Raw genomic sequence first — 18,072 nt, 5'->3', positions numbered from 1 at the left:
GTCCCGGTCCGGCCCACCGGACGTCCCGCGTCCGTCCCTGGGCACGAGCCCGACGGAGGTCGCTGTCATCGCTGTCTCCGTCACGTCCACGGCATCGGCCGACCGCAGGCCTACCGGGTCAGGTGGGCGGGCTCGCCGGTCGCCTGCTCGATGTCGGCGATCGTGGCCTCGATCAGCCGGTGCTGGAGGTCCGCCAGCGCGCGGGCGACGGCGAGCTCGGCGCCGATCTCCGGGACTTCCCGATCGGCCGGGTTGCGTCGGGCGGTGCCGCGGCCCTCGAGCGCTGTCGCGTCTCGGGTGTGCAGACGGGCCACCGCGTGGGTGGTGTCGTCGTGCTCCTCGATGTCGATGGTCGCCGTCCACTGCTCGGTGTGGATCATGTCGGCCTCCTGCCGGTCCGTGGCCCGCTGCGGTGGGCCCGTCAGGAGGCTCGCTCCCGGTCCGGTGTCGTGTGAGGGGCGCGCGGCCCCGTCCGGCGGGGCTTTGGTCCGTGGCGGAGGGCGGCGGGGTGCCGCAACCCGTCGGGTGGAGCCGGAGGTCCCGGAGCGGGGGTACCGGCGGTCCTGGTAGGGCGTGGCCGGTGGCTCGACGCTTCGTCCAGCGGTCGTCGCCGTCCAGGAGGTCCGTGATGCGAGCCCGAGTGGGGAACTGGTTGATCGTCGAGGGATCGACCGACGAGTCGCCGCGCCGGCAGGGGCAGATCGTGGTGGTCGACCACGCGGACGGGAGCCCGCCGTTCTGGGTGCGGTGGCTCGACGACGATCACACCAGCCTGGTGTTCCCTGGCCCGGACGCCCGGGTCGAGGCGCACCCCGTGCACGCGAGGCTCGGCTCCCCGGCCGTGGCAGGTTCACCGGCTCCGAGCCACGGGACGTCCTGACCACTCGATCCGTCGCGGGTCTGCGGGATCCCAGGGCAAGGCTCCGATCCAGCGGGAGCAGTGTCAGCGAGGTCAGTAGGGAGTCACGCCCGAACACGGCCATGGACCGGGGCGCGCCTGCCGCGACGACGGTGCGCGCTCCGGATGAGGCGGGATCGACGATGCGCAGCGCGAGGACGTCGCTCCCCACGTCCCCTCGTGCCTCGCCAGCGTCCGAGGTCGCGCCGTGAGCCTTCAGCCAGCGGGTAACGTTCTCGTGGTCGCGGAAGCGGCAGCGGGGGCCACCCAGACCTTCGGCTCGGTCTCGATGACCTTGATCTGACCGAGCGTCGAGGTGCGGTCGACCTCGACGGGATCGAGGCGCAACATCGGCGAGGTCGCCGCCGCCCGCGAGCTCACCGAGCTGGTGTTTTTCGGACTGTGCGACGGCCACATATGCGTCCGGGCGGGATGACCCGTCGGGTCGTCGGCGCCGGTGTGGACCTTCTCGGGATCGGACAGTGTCCACCTCTGGTTCTTGTGGCGCGCGCCTCCTGAAAGCCCCTCGTCAGTGCTTGCCCAGGACCTGGCCGATGAAGTGCAGCGCAGCGTCGCGGTTCTCCTCCCACGCGGGCTGGATCTGGCTGGGCGGGAGGATGAAGCCGCCGTCGGCCTGGCTGGCGGGTCGCAGCTCGATGGTGAGCGAGGGCGCGTCGTACTCGCCGTAGGTCCAGTCCGCAGTGTCCCCGGCGGTGGGGTACAGGTCGGAGGACTGCTGCGCGGTGTAGGTCCGGCCGTGCACGTGGTGGATCAGGCGCTGCATCTCCTGGGCGATGACGGTCATCTGCTGCCTGTCGGTCCCGTCGGGAACCGGGTCGGGGGTGTAGCCCCACGGGTAGAGAATTAGCTGCGAGTAGCTGTGGTAGGTCAGCACACCGCTGACCTGCTCCCGCGCGACGAGGTCCCGGACGGCGCGGACCTCCGGCTCCGAGAAGGCCCGCGGGCCGACGTAGGTCGAGTCGGCCGGGACGTGGCTCGAGGTCGCGACGTCGAGGGTGCCCCACATGTAGCCGTAGTTCCGGTTCGGGTCCACGCCGACGGTGCCGTCGGGGTTCGGCCGGCGGTTCTTGCGCCAGAGCCGGTCGTGGGTGCGGGTGTACTCGTGGCCGTCAGGGTTGACCATCGGGGCCACCCAGACCTCGCCCTGCTCGAGCCAGGACGCGACCGGCTCGTCGGCCGCGGCGGTGACGAGGTGCGATGCCAGTAGGTAGGGCACCTCGACCGCGAGCCACTCCCGGGCGTGGTGACAGCCCAGGACCAGGAACGTCGGCCTCTCGTCAGGTTGCCCGTCACGGCGGGTCCCGACCCGCAGCGCCCAGATGGGCCGGCCCTCGACGCTGCGGCCGATCTCCCGGAGTTCGGCGACCTCCGGGTGCTCCTCGGACAGGCGCCGCAGGTCGTCCTCGAGGCTCTGCGCGGAGTGGTAGGTCGCCGCCGCCGCGTCGTCGCCGAACCGCGCGACGAAGGCCTCGGTGCCGGCGAGTTCCTCGACGCCGTAGCCCATGGCGACGAGCCGCTCGGCCTGGGGCTCGGTGGCCAGCGCGACGACGTGGTCGGCGTGCACCTCCCACACGTCGAGGCCGAGCGTGGCGTCGAGCGCTCGCTGCAGCGACAGCCGCGGCGTCGCGGCGGTGATCCTCACGATGATGGTCATGTCGTCTCCCCCTGGTGCCGGTCGAGGAACTCCGCCACCGGCTCGAGTCGTTCGACGCGGGCGAGGCCCCGGCGCTCCAGCTCCGCCAGGTGGTCCTCGTCCGCCGCCACGACGACCGCATCGTCGTGGCGCTCCCACACGTCCAGCCCCCCGGCGCGCGCCAGCAGGCCGGCGACGTCGCCGCCGGCCGCGTCCAGGCGAGCGACCCACCGCTCGCCGGTCACGACCGTCCCCCCACCTGGTCCGGTGTTCGGAACGGTGCCGAGCGCCTACCCTCGTCGACGCAGGCCCGAGGAAGGGGAGGGGTCGCGATGAGCCGGCCCGATGTCGTCCCGGCCCAGGTGGTGCTCAGGCCCGAGGCCGCCGGCGCCGACGTCGCCCGCAAGCTCGCCGACCACGGGCTGGAGGTCCTCGCCGTGGGGCGCTCCTCGGTGTCGGTCCAGGCGCCGCCCGATCGGATCGAGGCGGTGTTCGACACCGCGCTCGACCCCGCCGGTCCGCCGCCCGGTGTCGAGGACTTCGGGCCCGCGGGTGCCCGGACGGCGTACCGCGCGGCGCGCCCGCTGCACGTCCCGGCCGACCTCACCGACGAGGTGGAGGCGGTGGAGATCGCCGAGCCACCCCGGATGATGATGTGAGGCTGGCCGCTCACACCTGTTTCCAGGCGGCGAGTGCGTCGACCAGGCCACTGCCGGTCGCGCTGTCACGACCTTGACCGGCCCGCAGCCCCACGTGCGTGAGCCGGCCGTTCTGCCGCACCGGGTTGGAGATCCCGTTGGCGCTGCCCTTCACGACGTCCCGGGCCGCGGTGCGCAGCGCGGTCTTCACCTCCGCCGGGCTCAGGCCCGGGTTCTTCTGCAGAAGCAGGGCGACGACCCCGGCCAACTGTGGGGCTGCGGCCGAGGTCCCGCTGATCACGCTCCAGCCGTCGTCGGCGACGGTGCCGTCATGAGCCGCGGTGTCCCGGTCGATGTCGCACCCGGGTTCGAGCGGCAGCAGGATCAGGTCGGCATGCGGCTTCATCCCCACGAGCCCGCAGACGTCCGGACACGCGCGGCCCGGGTAGATACGGCTGACGAAGGCGCTCGCGTAGTCCGAGGCCTGCAGGTCGGAGGACGCGTCGACGGACACCCCGCCGGCGGAGATGACGTCGGGGTGCATCCCCGGGAACGCGATGTGGCCGTTCCCGGCCGAGAAGACCACCACGATCCCGTCGGCGACGGCCTGGGCGATCTCCGCCTCCAGCGCCTTGTGGAGGTTGGGGAGGCTGGACAGCGGGAGCCCGGTGCCCGGGTCGCGCAGGTCGAAGCCGAGACTCACCGAGATGACGTCCGGCCCGAGCTTGACGGTCTCCTTGAACGCCGCCGCGAGGCTCGGTCCGGACTTGACGCCGATGAAGGTGACGTCGGGCGCGACGGCGAGGATGTTGGCCGCCTCGGCGGTGCCGTGCCCGACCTCGTCGCGGTGCAGGTCGCTCGCTCCCGGCCCGAGGATGCGCGACATCGTGTAGCCGTGGGCGACGTAGTAGGGGTGGTCGACCCAGAAGCCGCTGTCGATCATCGCCACGGTCACGCCGTTGCCGGTGGTGCCCTCGCGGTGCACCGTCGAGGCGTTCGTCAGGGCCGCCACGTCGCCGGGCACGACCAGGTGGTGCTTCATGGGGCGGGGCGGCAGCACGGTGCTCAGGTAGACGAAGGGGGGCTGGACGTAGGCCCCCGCGACCAGGCCCGCCAGGCTCGGGGGCGGCTCGACCGCAGCGCCGACCGCCGGGGCGGCGAACGACATGGCCGACGGCCGGGTGAAGACGGACTCCGGGGTCGGGACCGTGTACTCGGTCATCTCCGTCCCGAACGTCTCGGCGAACAGTCCCCGCGACCCCTCGATCGAGAGGGAGAGTCGCGAGGTCGCGAGGATCCGGAAGCCGAGACGGGCGAGCTCGGCCGCCGCCCGGTCGAGCTGGCCGGGATCCGCCCGCAGGTCCCCGACGGTGTCACTGTGCGGTCGCGCGGCGGTGGAGAGCAACGTCGGCGCGCTCGATCCCGTCGGGCTGTCGATGATGATCTCGATGCTCAGCGTCTCGGTCATGTTGGTCATCGGCGCAGTCATGGCCTACCCCCTCGACGTTGCACCTCCCGTTCCTCGGCCTGCGGGTCGGCGCATCGTCCACAGAGGTTGGCGCTGCGCAGGCCGTGCGAGGTAGACGCTGAACGAGTGCATCACCCGCCCGGCCCTCCCGGTCACGCTTCGCCGATCCACGCCCACCCCATTCCTCGGGTGTTGCTCTCCGGGAATGGCATCGCGCACACCGGCGCACGCGCGAATCCTTGCGCACGACAGTCGCGGTGACTGCAAGTCACGCGGACGGCACGATTAGTCACCCTTTGTCTGTCGGCGGGCGAATCGCTCGGTTGGCGGTACGAGTAGCGGAGATTCGCGACCACCATAGGTCTCGGCCCTTTCGTTCTCAGGACGCGGGTTGGGCTCTCGGCCTCTCATCGATGCTGACGATAATCGGCATCGCCACATAATATTGAACCTCCGTGGGCGTGCGGAGTGCTTCCTGGGTGAGGGAAGGCGTTCTCCGTGCTACAGCTGACGTATCCGGGTGTGTACACCCAGGAGTTGTCGTCCGGTGTCCGGACGATCACTGGAGCGGCGACATCGGTCGCACTGTTCGTCGGACCGACGAAGACCGGCATCGACGGCCGCGCCACCCGCTGTCTCAGCTACGCCGACTTCGAGCGGCAGTTCGGCGGCCTCCACGCAAAGAGTTCGCTGTCGTACTCGGTCCTGCACTTCTTCGCCAACGGGGGTGGGGAAGCGCAAGTTGTCCGGGTCCCGGCGAAGGGCTCGAAGCCAGCGAAGGCGTCGCTGAAGCAGATCGGTGCCGACGCCGCGTCGGTGACGGTGACCGCGCTGAGCTCCGGGTCGTCCGGCAACGGGCTCTTCATCGAGATCGACCGGATCGACGTCGTCGGCCAGGCGCGGTTCACGCTCACCGTGATCGACACCGTCACCGGGCGGGTCGAGCGCTTCCCCGACCTCACACCCTCCGCCGGCGACGTCCGCACCGCCGACGCGGTGGTCAACGCGCCCGCAACGGGTTCCCAGCTCGTGGCGCTCACCGTCCGGGCGCGCGACAAGGACGGTCCGGCCAACACCGGTTCGGTGTACGAGGTGCCCGTCGCGCTGACCGCGGGGACGGCCTCCGCCGACCAGATGGTGCGCGTGACCGTGACGCCGCGTGACCCGGCTGGTGCCGTCGGCACGGCCGTCGACCTCGGCGACGTCACGGTGGTGCGGGCTGGATCGCCCACGCCGGCGTCGCCGCTGGAGCTGGTGACCCGGCTGGTCACGGCGATCAACACGGCACTGCGCGCCGATCCGGCCAAGCACGCCACCCTCGGCGGGGTCGACGTCGAGGGCGTCACCTACTCGAGCAACCCGTTGCTGCTGCGCCTGCAGATCGCCCGGCCCGCCGGGCCCGTCGGCACGGCCCGGGTCTACGACGCCAGCGTGGCGCTCGCCGCCCCGAGCGGCGCCGACTCGTTCCTCACGGCCTACGGCATCGACCCGAGCAAGGCCGTCGTCAACCCGTCGCGCTACCAACTCGGATCGGCCTACGCGAGTGCGGCGGTCGTCGACCAGGAGGCCGGCAACGGCGGCGACGCCGCAGGCCAGCCCGACACGAGCGACCTCAAGGCCGCCATCACCGCGCTGGACGACCGCGACCCGTTCTTCAACGTGCTGTGCCTGCCGGATCTCGTCCGGCCGGAGGCGACCGACCCCCTCACGCCCCACCACGACAATCCGTCCGGGGTCTACGCCGAGGCGGCGCGCGTGTGCGGGAACAAGTTCGCGTTCCTCGTCGTCGACCCGCCGCCCGACGCGGTGGACGTCGGGACCGCCGAGGCGTGGAAGAACGCGATCGGGTTCGCCTCGACGTACGCCGCTGCGTGGTTCCCGAACCTGCGCGTCGACAACCCCCTGGCTCCCGGCTCGATCCTTTCCCATCCGCCGTCCGGCGCGATCGCCGGCGTGATCGCTCGCACCGATGCCCGCGTGGGTGTGTGGCAGGCCCCGGCCGGCACCGACGCGACGATCGTCGGCGTCTACGGCCCGACGGTGGAGTTGTCGGATCGCGAGCAGGGCGTGCTCAACCCGATCGGGCTGAACGCCATCCGCCGTTTCCCGATCTACCAGACCGTCGGCTTCGGTTCCCGAACGATTGACGGGGCCGACGCGGTGGGCAGCGAATGGAAATACATCCCGGTGCGGCGCACGGCCAGCTACATCCTCCGGTCGCTTTCGGAGGGACTGCGGTGGGCGGTGCACAAGGGCAACGGACCGGACCTGTGGACGCAGCTGCGGGTCAGCTGCACGGCGTTCATGCAGGGGCTCTACCGGCAGGGGGCGTTCAAGGGCACATCGCCTCGCGAGGCGTACTTCGTGGCCTGTGACGCGTCCACCACCACGCAAGCAGACATCGATCTCGGTGTCGTGAACATCGTGATCGGCTTCTCGCCGCTGAAGCCCGCCGAGTTCGTCGTGATCACGCTGCGCCAGATCGTGCAGCCGGCGGCCTGAGAGGAGAGAGCACCCATGGCGCAGTTCTCGGTCAACGCTGGGCGTCTGGACCCGTACAAGAACTTCAAGTTCCGCGTCACCTGGGACGGGCGCGCCGTCGCGGGCGTGTCGAAGGTGTCGGTGTTCAAGAGGACCACCGAGGTGGTCAAGCACCGCGCCGGTGGCGACCCGTCCACGTCCTACAAGTCACCGGGCCGCACCGAGTACGACGCGATCACCCTGGAGCGGGGCGTGACCCACGACGTCGACTTCGAGCAGTGGGCGAACAAGGTGTGGAACCTCGGCTCCGGGCTCGGCGGGGAGGTGTCGCTCAAGGACTTCCGCAAGGACATCGTCGTCGACCTGTTCAACGAGGCCGGGCAGGTGGTGCAGAGCTACGCGGTGTACCGCTGCTGGGTGTCGGAGTACCAGGCGCTCCCCGACCTCGACGCGAACGCCAACGCCGTGGCGATCGCCAAGATCAAGATTGAGAACGAGGGCTGGGAGCGCGACTACGCCGTCGTGGAGCCGGCCGAGCCCACGTTCACCGAGCCCTGAGCCGACGATGAACGGATCTCCCGGTGCGGCGGACCTCGTGCGGCTGTGGCCCCCGTCCCGCGCCCCGGCGTCGACCCGCGTGACGGCTCTGCTCGTCGCGCTCCACGGCGACGGCGTGCGACGGTCTCCGCTGGGTGTGCACCACCAGCGGATGTTGCGCCTGCACGGGCAGATCGGCGGGCGGGCGCTGGACGCCGTGGTCACGTGCGCGCGGTGTAGCACCGAGAACGAGTTCGCGGTGCCGATCGGGGCGATCTGCGCAGTGCCGGAGCCGGCGACGGACGCCGAGGTGGCGCTGGCGGTCGGTGTTGCCCTCGTGCGCTATCGGTTGCCGACGCTCTCCGACCTCGCGGCCATCAGCGGGATGTCCGTCCCCGAGGGGCTGGCCTCGCTGGCAGCGCGCACCTGCCTCGACGACGAGGCCCCCGAGTTGGCCGACGGCGACATCGGCCGGCTCGCCGAGGCGTGGGAGGAGCTCGACCCGGCCGCGGCCGTGCAGGTCGACCTCGTCTGCGCCGAGTGCAGGGCCGACGTGGTGGCGGACGTCGCGGTGGCCGAGTTCGTGGCAGACGAACTGGACCGCACCGTCGACGGGCTGGTGCACCAGGTCGACGTCGTCGCCCGCGCGTACGGCTGGAGTGAAGACGCCATCCTCGCGCTGCCCGCCCAGCGACGCCGGCGCTATGTCGAGCTGATCGAGCAACGGGGCGACCCATCGGCGTTCCCCCTCGCGGCGGTGGGGTCGTGACCCGGCCCGCCACGCGCTACCTCGACGCGCTGGTCCGCGCCGCCGGGTTGGCGGGTGAGCGCACGGCCCCGGGGGCCGACGCCCGGCCCCGCCTGCGGTCGCGCTTCGAACCCGACGACGCCGGACCCGCCGGCGTCACGCCCGACCCCGACCCGGATCGGGTGGTGCCGCGCCTGGCGCAGGTCGCAGTGACGCACGGCGAGGAGGTCACGAGCCTCACGGAGGTCTCGCGCGTGGCACCGTCCCATCCTGAGCCGCTACGCCCGGCCGTGGCCCTGCCCGAGGACACCCCACCGGCGCGCCAAGACGCGTCGGTGGTCCGCGACGAGCCGCGCCCCGCACCACCGTGCCCCACCGACGGACCGGCGGACGCTCCGGTCACGACGGTCACGCCTCCGGCGCCGGTCGCCACCGCGCCCGCCGAGACCCGTCGTCGGACGGCGGCCGCGCCGACCGTCCTCTCGCCGCCGACGCCGCGCCTCGCCGACGACCCCGCTCCCGTGCCCGACCCGGCCGCGGCCCCCGCCCTCACCCCGGTCCGCCCGCCGGAGGACTCGCCGGCGCGGTGGTCCGGCCCGCCGGCTCCCGAGCACGCCTTCCCGACCCCTGCGCAGGTGCCCGGGCCCGCGCCGATACCACCGGAGCCGGTCGTCCCTACGCCGATCCGATCTGAACCCGCCCGGCAGGGGCCGGCGCGGCCCGGGCCGGCTCGGTCGGCCCCCGTCGTCATCGAGATCGGTCGGCTCGAAGTCCGGCTCGCCCCTGACCCGCCCCCGGCGCCGATCCCGACGCCCGCCCCGCCCCCGACCGGTCCGACGCTCGCGGAGTATCTGTCCGGCACGTCGACGGGGCCGTCGGCATGAGCGCCCACCTCGCCATCCCCGCGACGACGTTCGTGCTGCGCGGGATCGTGCAGGAGCGGGTCGGGCTCGCCTACGGAACGGTCCTGACGGCGCCGACGGTGTCGGTCGAGCCGCCGCCCCGCCCGGCCGTCACCCCCGCCGGCGGCAACGGCGCCCAGACGCAACCGGAACCGCCGGGCCTGTACCTGTTCCTGCACAGCGTCTCGCCGAACCCGGCGTTGCGGAACGCGTGGGAGCCGCATCTCGGGCCGGACGGCGCCCGCACCGGCCGCTCCCCGCTCGCGCTCGACCTCCAGTACGTGCTGGCGGCCACCGGTGCGGACCTGGAGCGCGAGGCGCTCCTCGGGCTCGGGATCGTCGCCCTGACCCGGTTCGGCGTCGTGCCACGCCCCAAGATCACCTCCATCCTCACCGCGCAGGTGCCACCCGACCCTCCGCAGCGCCTGCTCGACGCACTGCCCGGTGAACCGCTGGACCAGCAGCTCACTCAGATCACCGTCACCCAGCTCCCCGCGGACGTGGACCTGTCGACCAAGCTCTGGTCGGCCCTCCAGTCGCCGATGCGTCCTGCGGCGCACTTCCTCGTCACAACCGTGATCCTCGACGTGGAGGAGACAATCCCGGCGGGGCCGGACGTCGACAGGGTGGTGGTCGGGGTGCGCCCGGACGCCCACCACGACCCGACCATGCCCACGCACCGGGCCACGATCGGCGGCGTGCCGTGATCGGCTTTCCCGCCGTCGCCGAGGCAGTGGCGCTGGTCGCGTTGGGCGGTATCACGGCCGACGAGCCGCCCGCCGACGCGTTCGCCGCGCTGTGGTCGTGGCTCGCCGACAGCGAGGAGGAATCGCCGCCGCGGCGGCTGGTGGACGGGTTCGGCCTGGCGCGACCGGACCAGGCGCTGGTGACGCTGCTGCTCGCGGCCGAGACGTCCGAGGCCGTGGCCCGCGCGGTCGCGACGGCGTCGGCCTCGTCCGGGGGAGTACCCGGGGGCGGCCTGCCCCTGTGGCTGGCCTGCCGGGCCGTCCCGGGACTGGACGCGGGCGCGCTCGCCGCGACCCGACCGTTGACGTGGTTCGGGCTGGTCCGCACCGACGGTACAGCGCCGCGGATCGAGACACGGTTGACACTGGCCCCCGCGGTCGTCGATCGGCTGCTCGGGCACGCCGTCGCGGAGCCGGCGATCGGCGCCCGGATGGGCCGCGTGCCGGATTCCCAGCCCGAGGCGCGGCTGGTCGCGGCTCTCGGTGGGGCGCTCGCGACTCGCGGCCCGCTCGGACCGCCGCCGCTGGTCGTGGCGCCCGGGGGGACCGTCGGGGAGCTGGGCGCGGCGCTCCACGCGCTGGGCCTCGACGCCTGGCAGCTGGATGCGGGCACCCTGCCCGACGACCCCGTGGAGCGGGAGCGGCTCGCCGTCGTCTGGAGCCGCGAGGCCGGCCTGGATGGGGCAGCCCTGATCGTGCACGGCACGCCTCCGTCGGTCGCGGCGCTGAGCGCTTTCCTCGACCGGGTGGTCGGCCACGTGCTCCTCGTGGCCGAGCGGGCGCCCGACGGGGTGGCCCGCGGCGTGCACGGGCTGTCGCGGGTCGAGGACGACCTCGACACAGCGCGGCGCCGCTGGGCCGCCGCGCTGGGACCGGACCGGACCGGGCGGATCGGCGCCGGCCTGACCCGGGTCGCCGCGCAGTTCCGGCTCGATCCCGCCGCCCTCGACGCCGCCGTCACCGCCGCGGCCCCGGGCATCGATGCGGCCCGAGGCGAGCACGCGGCCACGGCCGTGCTGTGGCACGCCGCCGCCCGCGCGGGCACCCCGGTCCCACTGGCCGGCGTGCGGATCGCCGAGCCCGCTCATCGCTGGGCCGACCTCGTGCTGCCCCCATCGACCGCGGCCGCCCTGCACCGCATCGAGGTGCACGTCCGCCACGCCGCGCGCGTGTTCGACGACTGGGGTTTCCCCAGCCGTCGGGGGCGAGGTGTGGCGGCGCTCTTCGCCGGCCCTTCCGGGACGGGCAAGACGATGGCGGCGGAGGTGTTGGCCGACTCGCTCGACCTGCGCGTCATGACGATCGACCTGAGCCTGCTGATCTCCAAGTGGGTCGGGGAGACGTCGAAGAACATCGCCGCCTGCTTCGCGGAGGCCGAGCGCTCCGGCGCGGTGATGGTGTGGAACGAGGGCGACGCGGTCTGGGGCGCCCGCGGCGGGGTCGGCAACGCGGTGGACCGGCACATCAACGCCGAGGTCGGTGACCTCCTGCAGCGGATCGAGGAGTTCTCCGGGTTCACGGTGGTCACCACGAACCTGCGACACGCGATCGACGCGGCGTTCCTGCGCCGGTTCCGGTTCGTCGTTGACTTCCCGCTGCCCGCGCGCGACGAGCGTCGGCGCCTGTGGGCCGCCGCGTTCCCACCGGCGGTCCCGGTCGACGTGCCGGATCGAGGCGCGCTCGCCGACCTCCCGCTGTCCGGCGGGTCCATTCGCAACGTGGCGCTCGGGGCGGCGTTCCTCGCGGCGGAGGCGGGCGTCGCGGTCACCCCCGCGATGATCGAGATGGAGCTCGCCCACGAGCTGCGCAAGCAGGACCTGCCCGTCCCGCGGCTCACCTGGACCACCGACGCCGTCGGGTCGACGTCGTGACGCCCCCGGTGCACGTCCGCATCGACACTCTGCGGATCACCGCCGCATCCGCGCTCGAGGCGCGCCGGTTGGCCGAGGCCCTGCCCGCGGCGATCGAGCGCGCGTGGTCCCGCGAGCCGACGCCGGCCGACCGTTCCCACGCCGACCGGGTCGCCGAACGCCTCGTGCTGCTTGCCCGTGCCGAGGAGGCGGCGCGGGGGTGGCGGGCATGAGACGGCTCGCGCAGGCGGCGCGGTCACCGGGGCCGGCACGGCGCGGCACCCCGATGACCACCGGCGTCCGCACAGAGATGGAACACGCGTTCGGCGTGGGCCTCGGCCACGTCCGGGTGCACGACGGGCCGGCCGCGGACACGGCGGCGCAGTACGAGCGCGCGCGCGCGTTCGCCGTCGGCGACACCGTGACGTTCGCGCAGGGGCAGTACCGCCCCCACACCCCGGACGGGCGCGGGTTGCTCGTCCACGAGGTGGCGCACGTCCTGCAGGGCGGCGCCCCCGACGACGCGCACGCCGAGACCGAGGCCGACAACGCTGTGCGCGACGTCGCCGCCGGTGGCCGCCCGCGTGTGGTTCACCGTGCCGGCACCCCGCGAACTCACCGTGCCTCGGTGGACGCCCCGCCGCCACCCGCGGTCCCGGCGGTGCCGTCGGTGGCGCCCGGCCCGGACGCGGCGACCACGGAACCGGCCACGGCGGCGCCGACCACCGCCACGTCGGTGACCACGACCCCCGGGGCCCCGGCGGCGAGCACGACGGCTGGTGTGCCGGCCCCGGCCACGGCCGTGCGGCTCCCGCCCGGACTGGAGGTCGTCGTCGACGACCCGCCCGGTCTGGGCACGACCCAGCTGGTCGTGCGCCTGCCGACGTTCGCGCTGCCCGTCGAGAAAGGCGCCGGGTCGTGGGTGAACGACGCCTACCAGGAAGCGGCCTCCGGGGGGCGGTTGGTGTTCACGCCCGTCATCACCGGTTCGAGCGTGGCCGCCTACAAGGAGGGCGGGGAGGACTACAAGTCGGTGTGGCTCGGCAAGTTCGGGTTCACCACGACGGCGGAGGTCGCCGACGCGTTCACCAAGGCCGCGGCGACGAATGCCGACGTGAAGGCGAGCCTCGCCGATCCCGGCGTGGCGAAGGTCGTCACCGGGTTGGCGTCGGGCCTGACCGACGCGGGCTGCGATGTCGACCACATCGTGGAGAAGCAGATCGGCGGCACGTCGGTACCGTCCAACCTGCAGCTGCTGGTCAAGGACAAGAACCGTACGTCGGGGAAGAAGACCTACGAGGCGCTCGCCGGGATCGTCGGCGGGATCCGCGACCCGGCCCACCGCGGTCCGGGGGTGCGCAGGCTCCAGCTGCGTGTCGCGGCGGTCACGGTGCCGCCCGGCACGCCGGACCCCAGCTTCGTGGTCGAGCGCCACCTCCGCGCGAAGCACGTCGTCGGCTCAGCCGCGGTCGCCGCGAAGAGTGCGGGCAAGGCGGTGGACCTGCGGGCCGGCGGGGTCGGCGAGACGGTGGCGCTGCAGGACACCGGCGTCACCCCGCTCGCCGCGATGTCCCGCCGGATCGTGCCCGGCATGCGCCTGACGCAGTACCACCGCGGCAAGGGCGGCGCGAGCAGCCCGGCCGACAAGGTCGACGGCGAGCTGGACAGTCGCGCGGTGAAGCAGGCGGGTGCGGGGGCGGGGGTGAAGCTCGATGCCGAGCTGGCGCCGGCGACCGCGGGCACGCCGGTCGCCCCTGTGGCACCCCCTGCGGGTGCCGCCCCCGACCCGACCGCGGCGCCGCCCGGCGAGAGCCGCAGGCTCAGGCTGGACAAGGCCAAGAACGCCGCGATCGCGTTCTTCTACCCGTACCTGAGCCCTGGCACGTTCACCTCGATGACGCTCGACGACCAGGGCCAGCTGAAGGCCGTGGGCACCATCCGGTCATCGGTGCCGTTCCTCGGGACACTCAAGGTGGAGCTGACCAACGAGGACCTGCGGCTGGTGGCGCCGATCCCTGCGACCAAGCTGGTGTCGCCCCTGCCGGGCGTGTTCCGGTTCACCGGCGGCGAGCTGGGGTTGCAGCTCTCGCCCGAGCTGCTCCCGAGCGGGACGCTGACGTTCAGCGTCGGCCCCGCGGCGGCGCCGGCGCTCGTCGGCGATCTCCGCGTGGAGCTGGCCCAGGGCACGCTCCTGGCCACCGGCACGCTGCGTCCGGCACGCAAGCTCCCCGGGATCGACGCGGCTGCGGGATCGGTCCGGTGGAGACCGGACATCGGATGGTCGGGGGCGATCACGGCGGCCGCCTCGTCGATCCCGCGCTCCACCGCGAACGTCGAGCTGGGCTTCCGCACCGCCGGCGGCCGCTTCGAGCCCTACGCCTCGGGCGGGATCGACACGTCGATCCGCAGCACTGCGCTGCACCTGGGCGCTCGCTGGGATGCCCAGGGCCTCAGCTACTCGGGCTCGGCGACGGTGAGCAAGCCGCTGCCGTTCGTGGAGCAGGTGCGCCTCGGCGGCCGGTTCAACGACCGGGGCATGTGGTTGGAGGGCGACGCCGCGATCCGGTGGAAGAACCTCGACGCGTCCATGCACGTGGGCTACTCCCGCAAGGAGGACGAGGAGGAGGGGCGCTTCTCCGGGACGGCCGCGGTCGCCGTCAAGACCCCTCGCGCCGACGGAACGCTCACCCTCACCTTCGACGACGACGGCCGCTACTGGGGCAAGGGCACGATCGCCTTCCAGGTGACCAGGGACATCCGACCGGTGCTGGGGGTGGAGCTCACCAAGGACCACCGTGTCAAGATCAGCGGCCAGGTGAGCATCGGCGACGTGCCGCTGACGAGGCGCTGGCCCTCACCGGAGGGCGGCCGGATCCCGATCATCTCCGGTGTCGGGCTAAAGTTCGACGTCCCGACCCCGGTGCCGGGGCTGACGGCCTTCGCGGAGATCCGGGGCTCGCTCGGGGTCGGCTACGGCGTCGGCCCGATCGTGCTCACCGCCGTCGTGTTCGCCGGCGAGCTGTTCCCGCTCGAGGACGACCCGCAGATCAAGGCGAACCTCACGGGCGCGCTGGTGGTGCCGGCCTACGCGGAGCTGTACGGCACCTTCGGTGCGTACATCGGTCTGGAGGTGGCGCTGGGAGCGGCCGGCGCGAAGGGCGGCATTGACATCAGCCCGCGGCTGCGCCTCACCGGTGAGGGGCGGCTCGCCCTCGACGCCTCCTACGACGAGGAGGACGGGTTCGCGTTCAGCACCGAGGCCACCGTGAGCGGACAGCTGAACGCCACCGTCGACGTCGATCTGAAGGCGACGCTGTACGGCTTCTGGGGCCTGGTGTCGCACACCTGGACCTACCGGGCCGGCTCGGTCTCGGCCCAGCTCGGTCCGACGATCACGCTGAAGCTGGGCGAGGTCGGCTACGCCAAGGGACAGATCACCTGGCCGAGCGTCTCCGACATCGCGGTCGAGCCCAGGTCGGTCGACCCGCTCGCCGTGATCAAGGAGATGCTCGGGCGCGGCGAGGAGAAGGAGGGCTGAGCGGCGTGACCACCTTCCCCGGGGCACCCCGGGTCCTGCACGGCGGGTTCGTCGTCATGGACGCCGACGGGCGCGCGGTCGTGCGGACGATCCCCTTCCAGTACAACCCCGAGTCGCTCTCGCGCACGCTCGCCCCCCGCGGCGCCGCGCCGGCGACCGGCGACCGGGTCGAGGCGCTCCGGCTGGTGGGGCCGCCGGTGGAGACGCTGAAGATCGAGGTCACGCTGGACGCCACCGACCGGCTGGAACACCCCGACCAGAACCCGTCGACGGTCGCCGACGGCGTCGCGGCCGACCTCGCCGAGTTGGAGACGATGATCGCCCCGCGGGTCGCGGACCTGGTCGCGGCCGACGCGTTGGCCAGGCGCGGCACGCTGGAGGTCCTGCCGCTGCCGTCCCCGCTGCTGGTGCTGGTGCTGGGCGCGAACCGGACGATCCCGGTGCGGATCACCGAGTTCTCCCTCACCGAGGAGGCGTTCGACCCGCGTCTGAACCCGATCCTGGCGCGGGTGTCGCTGGGGATGCGCGCGCTCACCGTCGACGACCTCCCGTTCGCGTCGAAGGGCGCCGGGCTGTTCCTGTCGGCGGCGCGGCGGCGTGAGGCGCTGGCCGCCCGTCGCGGGCCGGCCGTGGGCGCGGTGGGGCTGGCGGGTGCCCCATGAGCGACGAGTTCCCGCCGAACAGCCGCTACCACCACGTCCCGACAGTCACGAGCACCCTGCCGGACGGCACCGCCGTGACCCACCTCTCCCGCCGGGTTCTGCCGGCGACGGAGCGGCACGTGCCCCTGGAGTACCGCCACCTCGACGGCGTCGTGCGGCTCGACGCACTGGCCGCCGAGAGCTACGGAGACCCCTACCTGTGGTGGCGCATCGTCGACGCGAGCGGCGAGGCCGACCCCGCCGCACTGACCGGCGAGCCCGGCCGGCTCGTCATGGTCCCGTTGCCGCTGGAGGTCGCGACCAATGGCCCCGCTTAGCTCCGTGGGCCTGACCGTGCTCATGGGCCCGGTCGCGGTGCGCCCCGCCCCTGCCGATGTCGTCGCCGCGATCGACGGCGCCACCGTGACCCAGGCCGTCGGGAGTCGGTCGGGGTTCCAGCTGAGCCTGACCTACTCGCGCACGTCGACGATCGGGCAGACGCTGCTGCCGACCGGCTTCTTCGACCCCATGGTCCGGGTGGTGCTGGTGGCGGTGCTACGCGGCGTGCCCACGGTGCTCGCCGACGGCCCCATCAAGCGTCAGGACGTCACCGCCACCGGTCGGCCCGGCGAGAACCGCCTCGTCCTGACCGGCGAGGACGTCTCCGGCTACATGGACGCCGTCGACCTCACCGGGTTCCCCTTCCCCGGGATGCCCGCGTTCGCGCGCGTGGCGCTCATGATGGCCAAGTACGCCCCGCTGGGCGTGGTGCCGGCGACGGTCCCGGCCCCGTTCCAGGGCGTCGAGTCACCCATCGCGAAGATCGCCCAGCAGACCGGGACCGACTTCGCCTACGCCACCCAGCTCGCGAAGGACGCCGGCTATGAGTTCTACATCCGTCCCGGTCCGCTGCCAGGTGCCAACGTCGCCTACTGGGGTCCGCAGGTCCGGGTCGGGCCGTCCCAGCCGGCGATCTCCATCGACCTCGGGAGCGCCGCCACCGCCGACACCGTCACGTTCGCCGCCGACGGCAACGCATCCGTGCTTCCGTTCGGTCACGTCAAGATCGCCGGGTTCTCGGTGCCGGTTCCGCTGCCCCCAGTCGGGCTCGGGCCGCCGCTGGCCGCGCGCCCCCTGGTCCCGACGAACACGAAGCTGCTGGGCACCGAGGCGCTCACCATGCCCGAGGTGCTGTCGGCGCTGTTCGCCGCGCGGACCTCCACGGACCCGGTCACGGCCAGCGGGACGATGGACCTCACCCGGTACGGCACCCCGTTGTCGGCGCGCTCGCTCGTGGGCGTGCGTGGCGCGGGGCCCGCGCACGACGGCGTGTGGTTCGTCCGCTCCATCACCCACACGCTCGGGCGCGGCAGCTGGAAGCAGGCGTTCCAGCTGGCGCGTGACGGCCTCGTGTCCACCGTCCCGGAGGTGCTCCCATGACGTCGGCGCCGCGCTACTACGGCAAGTACCGCGCCACCGTGCTCAACAACACCGACCCGATGCTCCAGGGCCGGATCATGGTGCAGCTCGCCGATCGGTACGGCATGTTCCCCTCCACGTGGGCGCTGCCGGCGCTGCCGTTCGCCGCTCGCGGGACGGCCGCGATGGTGGCGTTGCCCCAAGTGGGCAGCATGGTGTGGGTGGAGTTCGAGGCGGGCGAGCCCGATCACCCGATCTGGACCGGTGGGTTCTGGCCCGACGAGGGTGGTTTCCCCGTCGCGGCCCTCGCGGGCGCGACACCCGCCACGCCGAACATCCACCTGCAGACCACCACGGGCGTGACGGTGACGTTGTCCGACCTGCCCGCGACGCAGGTGCAGGTCCGCACGCCGACGGGTGCGTCGATCATCATCGGCACGGCTGGCGTCACCATCCTGAACGGGCAGGGGGCGTCGATCGCGATGGTGGGCTCGTCGGTGGTCATCAACAACGGCGCCCTGGTCGTGAACTGATGCCCGGCCCCGTCCTGCA

General features: G+C 73.0%; 19 protein-coding genes. 14 read left to right on the top strand and 5 right to left on the bottom strand.

What is annotated here, in order from left to right; all coding sequences use genetic code 11:
• Nucleotides 1-110: 110 nt before the first annotated feature.
• The gene (locus PHK61_RS28865; RefSeq protein WP_274284484.1) at nucleotides 111-380 is read right to left on the bottom strand and encodes a DUF1876 domain-containing protein; all 270 of its coding nucleotides are present in this window, start codon (nucleotides 378-380) and stop codon (nucleotides 111-113) included.
• Between the two features lie 248 nt (nucleotides 381-628).
• On the opposite strand from PHK61_RS28865, the gene PHK61_RS28860 reads away from it, so the two are divergent.
• Nucleotides 629-880: a DUF1918 domain-containing protein gene (locus tag PHK61_RS28860; protein ID WP_274284483.1), complete on the top strand. Its 252-nt coding sequence runs from the start codon at nucleotides 629-631 to the stop codon at nucleotides 878-880.
• A 547-nt stretch (nucleotides 881-1,427) separates the two neighbouring features.
• On the opposite strand, the gene PHK61_RS28855 is transcribed toward PHK61_RS28860, so the two are convergent.
• Together PHK61_RS28855 and PHK61_RS28850 are read right to left on the bottom strand one after the other, a co-directional pair.
• Nucleotides 1,428-2,573, bottom strand: coding sequence for a M14 family metallopeptidase (locus PHK61_RS28855; protein ID WP_274284482.1), 1,146 nt, complete (start codon nucleotides 2,571-2,573; stop codon nucleotides 1,428-1,430).
• Nucleotides 2,570-2,797, bottom strand: a complete 228-nt coding sequence (locus tag PHK61_RS28850; protein WP_274284481.1) for a hypothetical protein — start codon at nucleotides 2,795-2,797, stop codon at nucleotides 2,570-2,572. The genes PHK61_RS28855 and PHK61_RS28850 overlap by 4 nt, the downstream gene beginning before the upstream one ends.
• 87 nt (nucleotides 2,798-2,884) lie before the next feature.
• On the opposite strand from PHK61_RS28850, the gene PHK61_RS28845 reads away from it, so the two are divergent.
• A complete protein-coding gene (locus PHK61_RS28845; protein WP_274284480.1) occupies nucleotides 2,885-3,211 on the top strand; it encodes a hypothetical protein in 327 nt (108 codons plus the stop codon).
• Nucleotides 3,212-3,221: 10 nt separating this feature from the next.
• Here the strand turns inward: PHK61_RS28845 and PHK61_RS28840 are convergent, their stop codons facing one another.
• Nucleotides 3,222-4,679 carry a S8 family serine peptidase gene (locus PHK61_RS28840; protein WP_274284479.1) on the bottom strand — a complete coding sequence of 486 codons (1,458 nt, stop codon included), beginning with the start codon at nucleotides 4,677-4,679 and terminating at the stop codon, nucleotides 3,222-3,224.
• Between the two features lie 620 nt (nucleotides 4,680-5,299).
• Nucleotides 5,300-5,698 carry a hypothetical protein gene (locus PHK61_RS28835; RefSeq protein WP_274284478.1) on the bottom strand — a complete coding sequence of 133 codons (399 nt, stop codon included), beginning with the start codon at nucleotides 5,696-5,698 and terminating at the stop codon, nucleotides 5,300-5,302.
• A gap of 52 nt (nucleotides 5,699-5,750) precedes the next feature.
• On the opposite strand from PHK61_RS28835, the gene PHK61_RS28830 reads away from it, so the two are divergent.
• From PHK61_RS28830 to PHK61_RS28775, 12 genes are all read left to right on the top strand, one after another.
• The gene (locus PHK61_RS28830; protein WP_274284477.1) at nucleotides 5,751-7,160 is read left to right on the top strand and encodes a phage tail sheath family protein; all 1,410 of its coding nucleotides are present in this window, start codon (nucleotides 5,751-5,753) and stop codon (nucleotides 7,158-7,160) included.
• Nucleotides 7,161-7,175: 15 nt separating this feature from the next.
• On the top strand, nucleotides 7,176-7,697 hold the full coding sequence (locus PHK61_RS28825; RefSeq protein WP_274284476.1) for a phage tail protein: 522 nt from the start codon (nucleotides 7,176-7,178) through the stop codon (nucleotides 7,695-7,697).
• A gap of 79 nt (nucleotides 7,698-7,776) precedes the next feature.
• Nucleotides 7,777-8,445 carry a hypothetical protein gene (locus tag PHK61_RS28820; protein WP_274284475.1) on the top strand — a complete coding sequence of 223 codons (669 nt, stop codon included), beginning with the start codon at nucleotides 7,777-7,779 and terminating at the stop codon, nucleotides 8,443-8,445.
• Complete coding sequence (locus PHK61_RS28815; RefSeq protein ID WP_274284474.1) at nucleotides 8,442-9,308, top strand: hypothetical protein; 867 nt, start codon at nucleotides 8,442-8,444, stop codon at nucleotides 9,306-9,308. Before PHK61_RS28820 ends, PHK61_RS28815 begins: the two co-directional genes overlap by 4 nt.
• Nucleotides 9,305-10,033 carry a Pvc16 family protein gene (locus PHK61_RS28810; RefSeq protein WP_274284473.1) on the top strand — a complete coding sequence of 243 codons (729 nt, stop codon included), beginning with the start codon at nucleotides 9,305-9,307 and terminating at the stop codon, nucleotides 10,031-10,033. Before PHK61_RS28815 ends, PHK61_RS28810 begins: the two co-directional genes overlap by 4 nt.
• Nucleotides 10,030-11,943, top strand: a complete 1,914-nt coding sequence (locus tag PHK61_RS28805; RefSeq protein ID WP_274284472.1) for an ATP-binding protein — start codon at nucleotides 10,030-10,032, stop codon at nucleotides 11,941-11,943. The genes PHK61_RS28810 and PHK61_RS28805 overlap by 4 nt, the downstream gene beginning before the upstream one ends.
• On the top strand, nucleotides 11,940-12,155 hold the full coding sequence (locus tag PHK61_RS28800) for a hypothetical protein (protein ID WP_274284471.1): 216 nt from the start codon (nucleotides 11,940-11,942) through the stop codon (nucleotides 12,153-12,155). Before PHK61_RS28805 ends, PHK61_RS28800 begins: the two co-directional genes overlap by 4 nt.
• Nucleotides 12,152-15,460: an eCIS core domain-containing protein gene (locus PHK61_RS28795; RefSeq protein ID WP_274284470.1), complete on the top strand. Its 3,309-nt coding sequence runs from the start codon at nucleotides 12,152-12,154 to the stop codon at nucleotides 15,458-15,460. The genes PHK61_RS28800 and PHK61_RS28795 overlap by 4 nt, the downstream gene beginning before the upstream one ends.
• 5 nt (nucleotides 15,461-15,465) lie before the next feature.
• Complete coding sequence (locus PHK61_RS28790; protein ID WP_274284469.1) at nucleotides 15,466-16,122, top strand: hypothetical protein; 657 nt, start codon at nucleotides 15,466-15,468, stop codon at nucleotides 16,120-16,122.
• Nucleotides 16,119-16,439, top strand: coding sequence for a hypothetical protein (locus PHK61_RS28785; RefSeq protein WP_274284468.1), 321 nt, complete (start codon nucleotides 16,119-16,121; stop codon nucleotides 16,437-16,439). Before PHK61_RS28790 ends, PHK61_RS28785 begins: the two co-directional genes overlap by 4 nt.
• Nucleotides 16,426-17,541, top strand: a complete 1,116-nt coding sequence (locus tag PHK61_RS28780) for a hypothetical protein (protein ID WP_274284467.1) — start codon at nucleotides 16,426-16,428, stop codon at nucleotides 17,539-17,541. The genes PHK61_RS28785 and PHK61_RS28780 overlap by 14 nt, the downstream gene beginning before the upstream one ends.
• The gene (locus PHK61_RS28775) at nucleotides 17,538-18,053 is read left to right on the top strand and encodes a phage baseplate assembly protein V (protein WP_274284466.1); all 516 of its coding nucleotides are present in this window, start codon (nucleotides 17,538-17,540) and stop codon (nucleotides 18,051-18,053) included. The genes PHK61_RS28780 and PHK61_RS28775 overlap by 4 nt, the downstream gene beginning before the upstream one ends.
• Nucleotides 18,054-18,072: the final 19 nt, after the last annotated feature.

This window comes from Actinomycetospora lutea (assembly GCF_028737205.1).
GTDB classification, from domain to species: domain Bacteria; phylum Actinomycetota; class Actinomycetes; order Mycobacteriales; family Pseudonocardiaceae; genus Actinomycetospora; species Actinomycetospora lutea.
This window is presented reverse-complemented; position numbering and strand designations above follow the sequence as displayed.

What these genes read in the sequence shown, in the direction of transcription:
- PHK61_RS28840 (WP_274284479.1), bottom strand. Translation starts at nt 4,679, where the DNA reads ATGACTGCGCCGATGACCAACATGACCGAGACGCTGAGCATCGAGATC.
- PHK61_RS28845 (WP_274284480.1), top strand. Translation starts at nt 2,885, where the DNA reads ATGAGCCGGCCCGATGTCGTCCCGGCCCAGGTGGTGCTCAGGCCCGAG.
- PHK61_RS28865 (WP_274284484.1), bottom strand. Translation starts at nt 380, where the DNA reads ATGATCCACACCGAGCAGTGGACGGCGACCATCGACATCGAGGAGCAC.
- PHK61_RS28825 (WP_274284476.1), top strand. Translation starts at nt 7,176, where the DNA reads ATGGCGCAGTTCTCGGTCAACGCTGGGCGTCTGGACCCGTACAAGAAC.
- PHK61_RS28780 (WP_274284467.1), top strand. Translation starts at nt 16,426, where the DNA reads ATGGCCCCGCTTAGCTCCGTGGGCCTGACCGTGCTCATGGGCCCGGTC.
- PHK61_RS28775 (WP_274284466.1), top strand. Translation starts at nt 17,538, where the DNA reads ATGACGTCGGCGCCGCGCTACTACGGCAAGTACCGCGCCACCGTGCTC.
- PHK61_RS28860 (WP_274284483.1), top strand. Translation starts at nt 629, where the DNA reads ATGCGAGCCCGAGTGGGGAACTGGTTGATCGTCGAGGGATCGACCGAC.
- PHK61_RS28810 (WP_274284473.1), top strand. Translation starts at nt 9,305, where the DNA reads ATGAGCGCCCACCTCGCCATCCCCGCGACGACGTTCGTGCTGCGCGGG.
- PHK61_RS28785 (WP_274284468.1), top strand. Translation starts at nt 16,119, where the DNA reads ATGAGCGACGAGTTCCCGCCGAACAGCCGCTACCACCACGTCCCGACA.
- PHK61_RS28795 (WP_274284470.1), top strand. Translation starts at nt 12,152, where the DNA reads ATGAGACGGCTCGCGCAGGCGGCGCGGTCACCGGGGCCGGCACGGCGC.
- PHK61_RS28855 (WP_274284482.1), bottom strand. Translation starts at nt 2,573, where the DNA reads ATGACCATCATCGTGAGGATCACCGCCGCGACGCCGCGGCTGTCGCTG.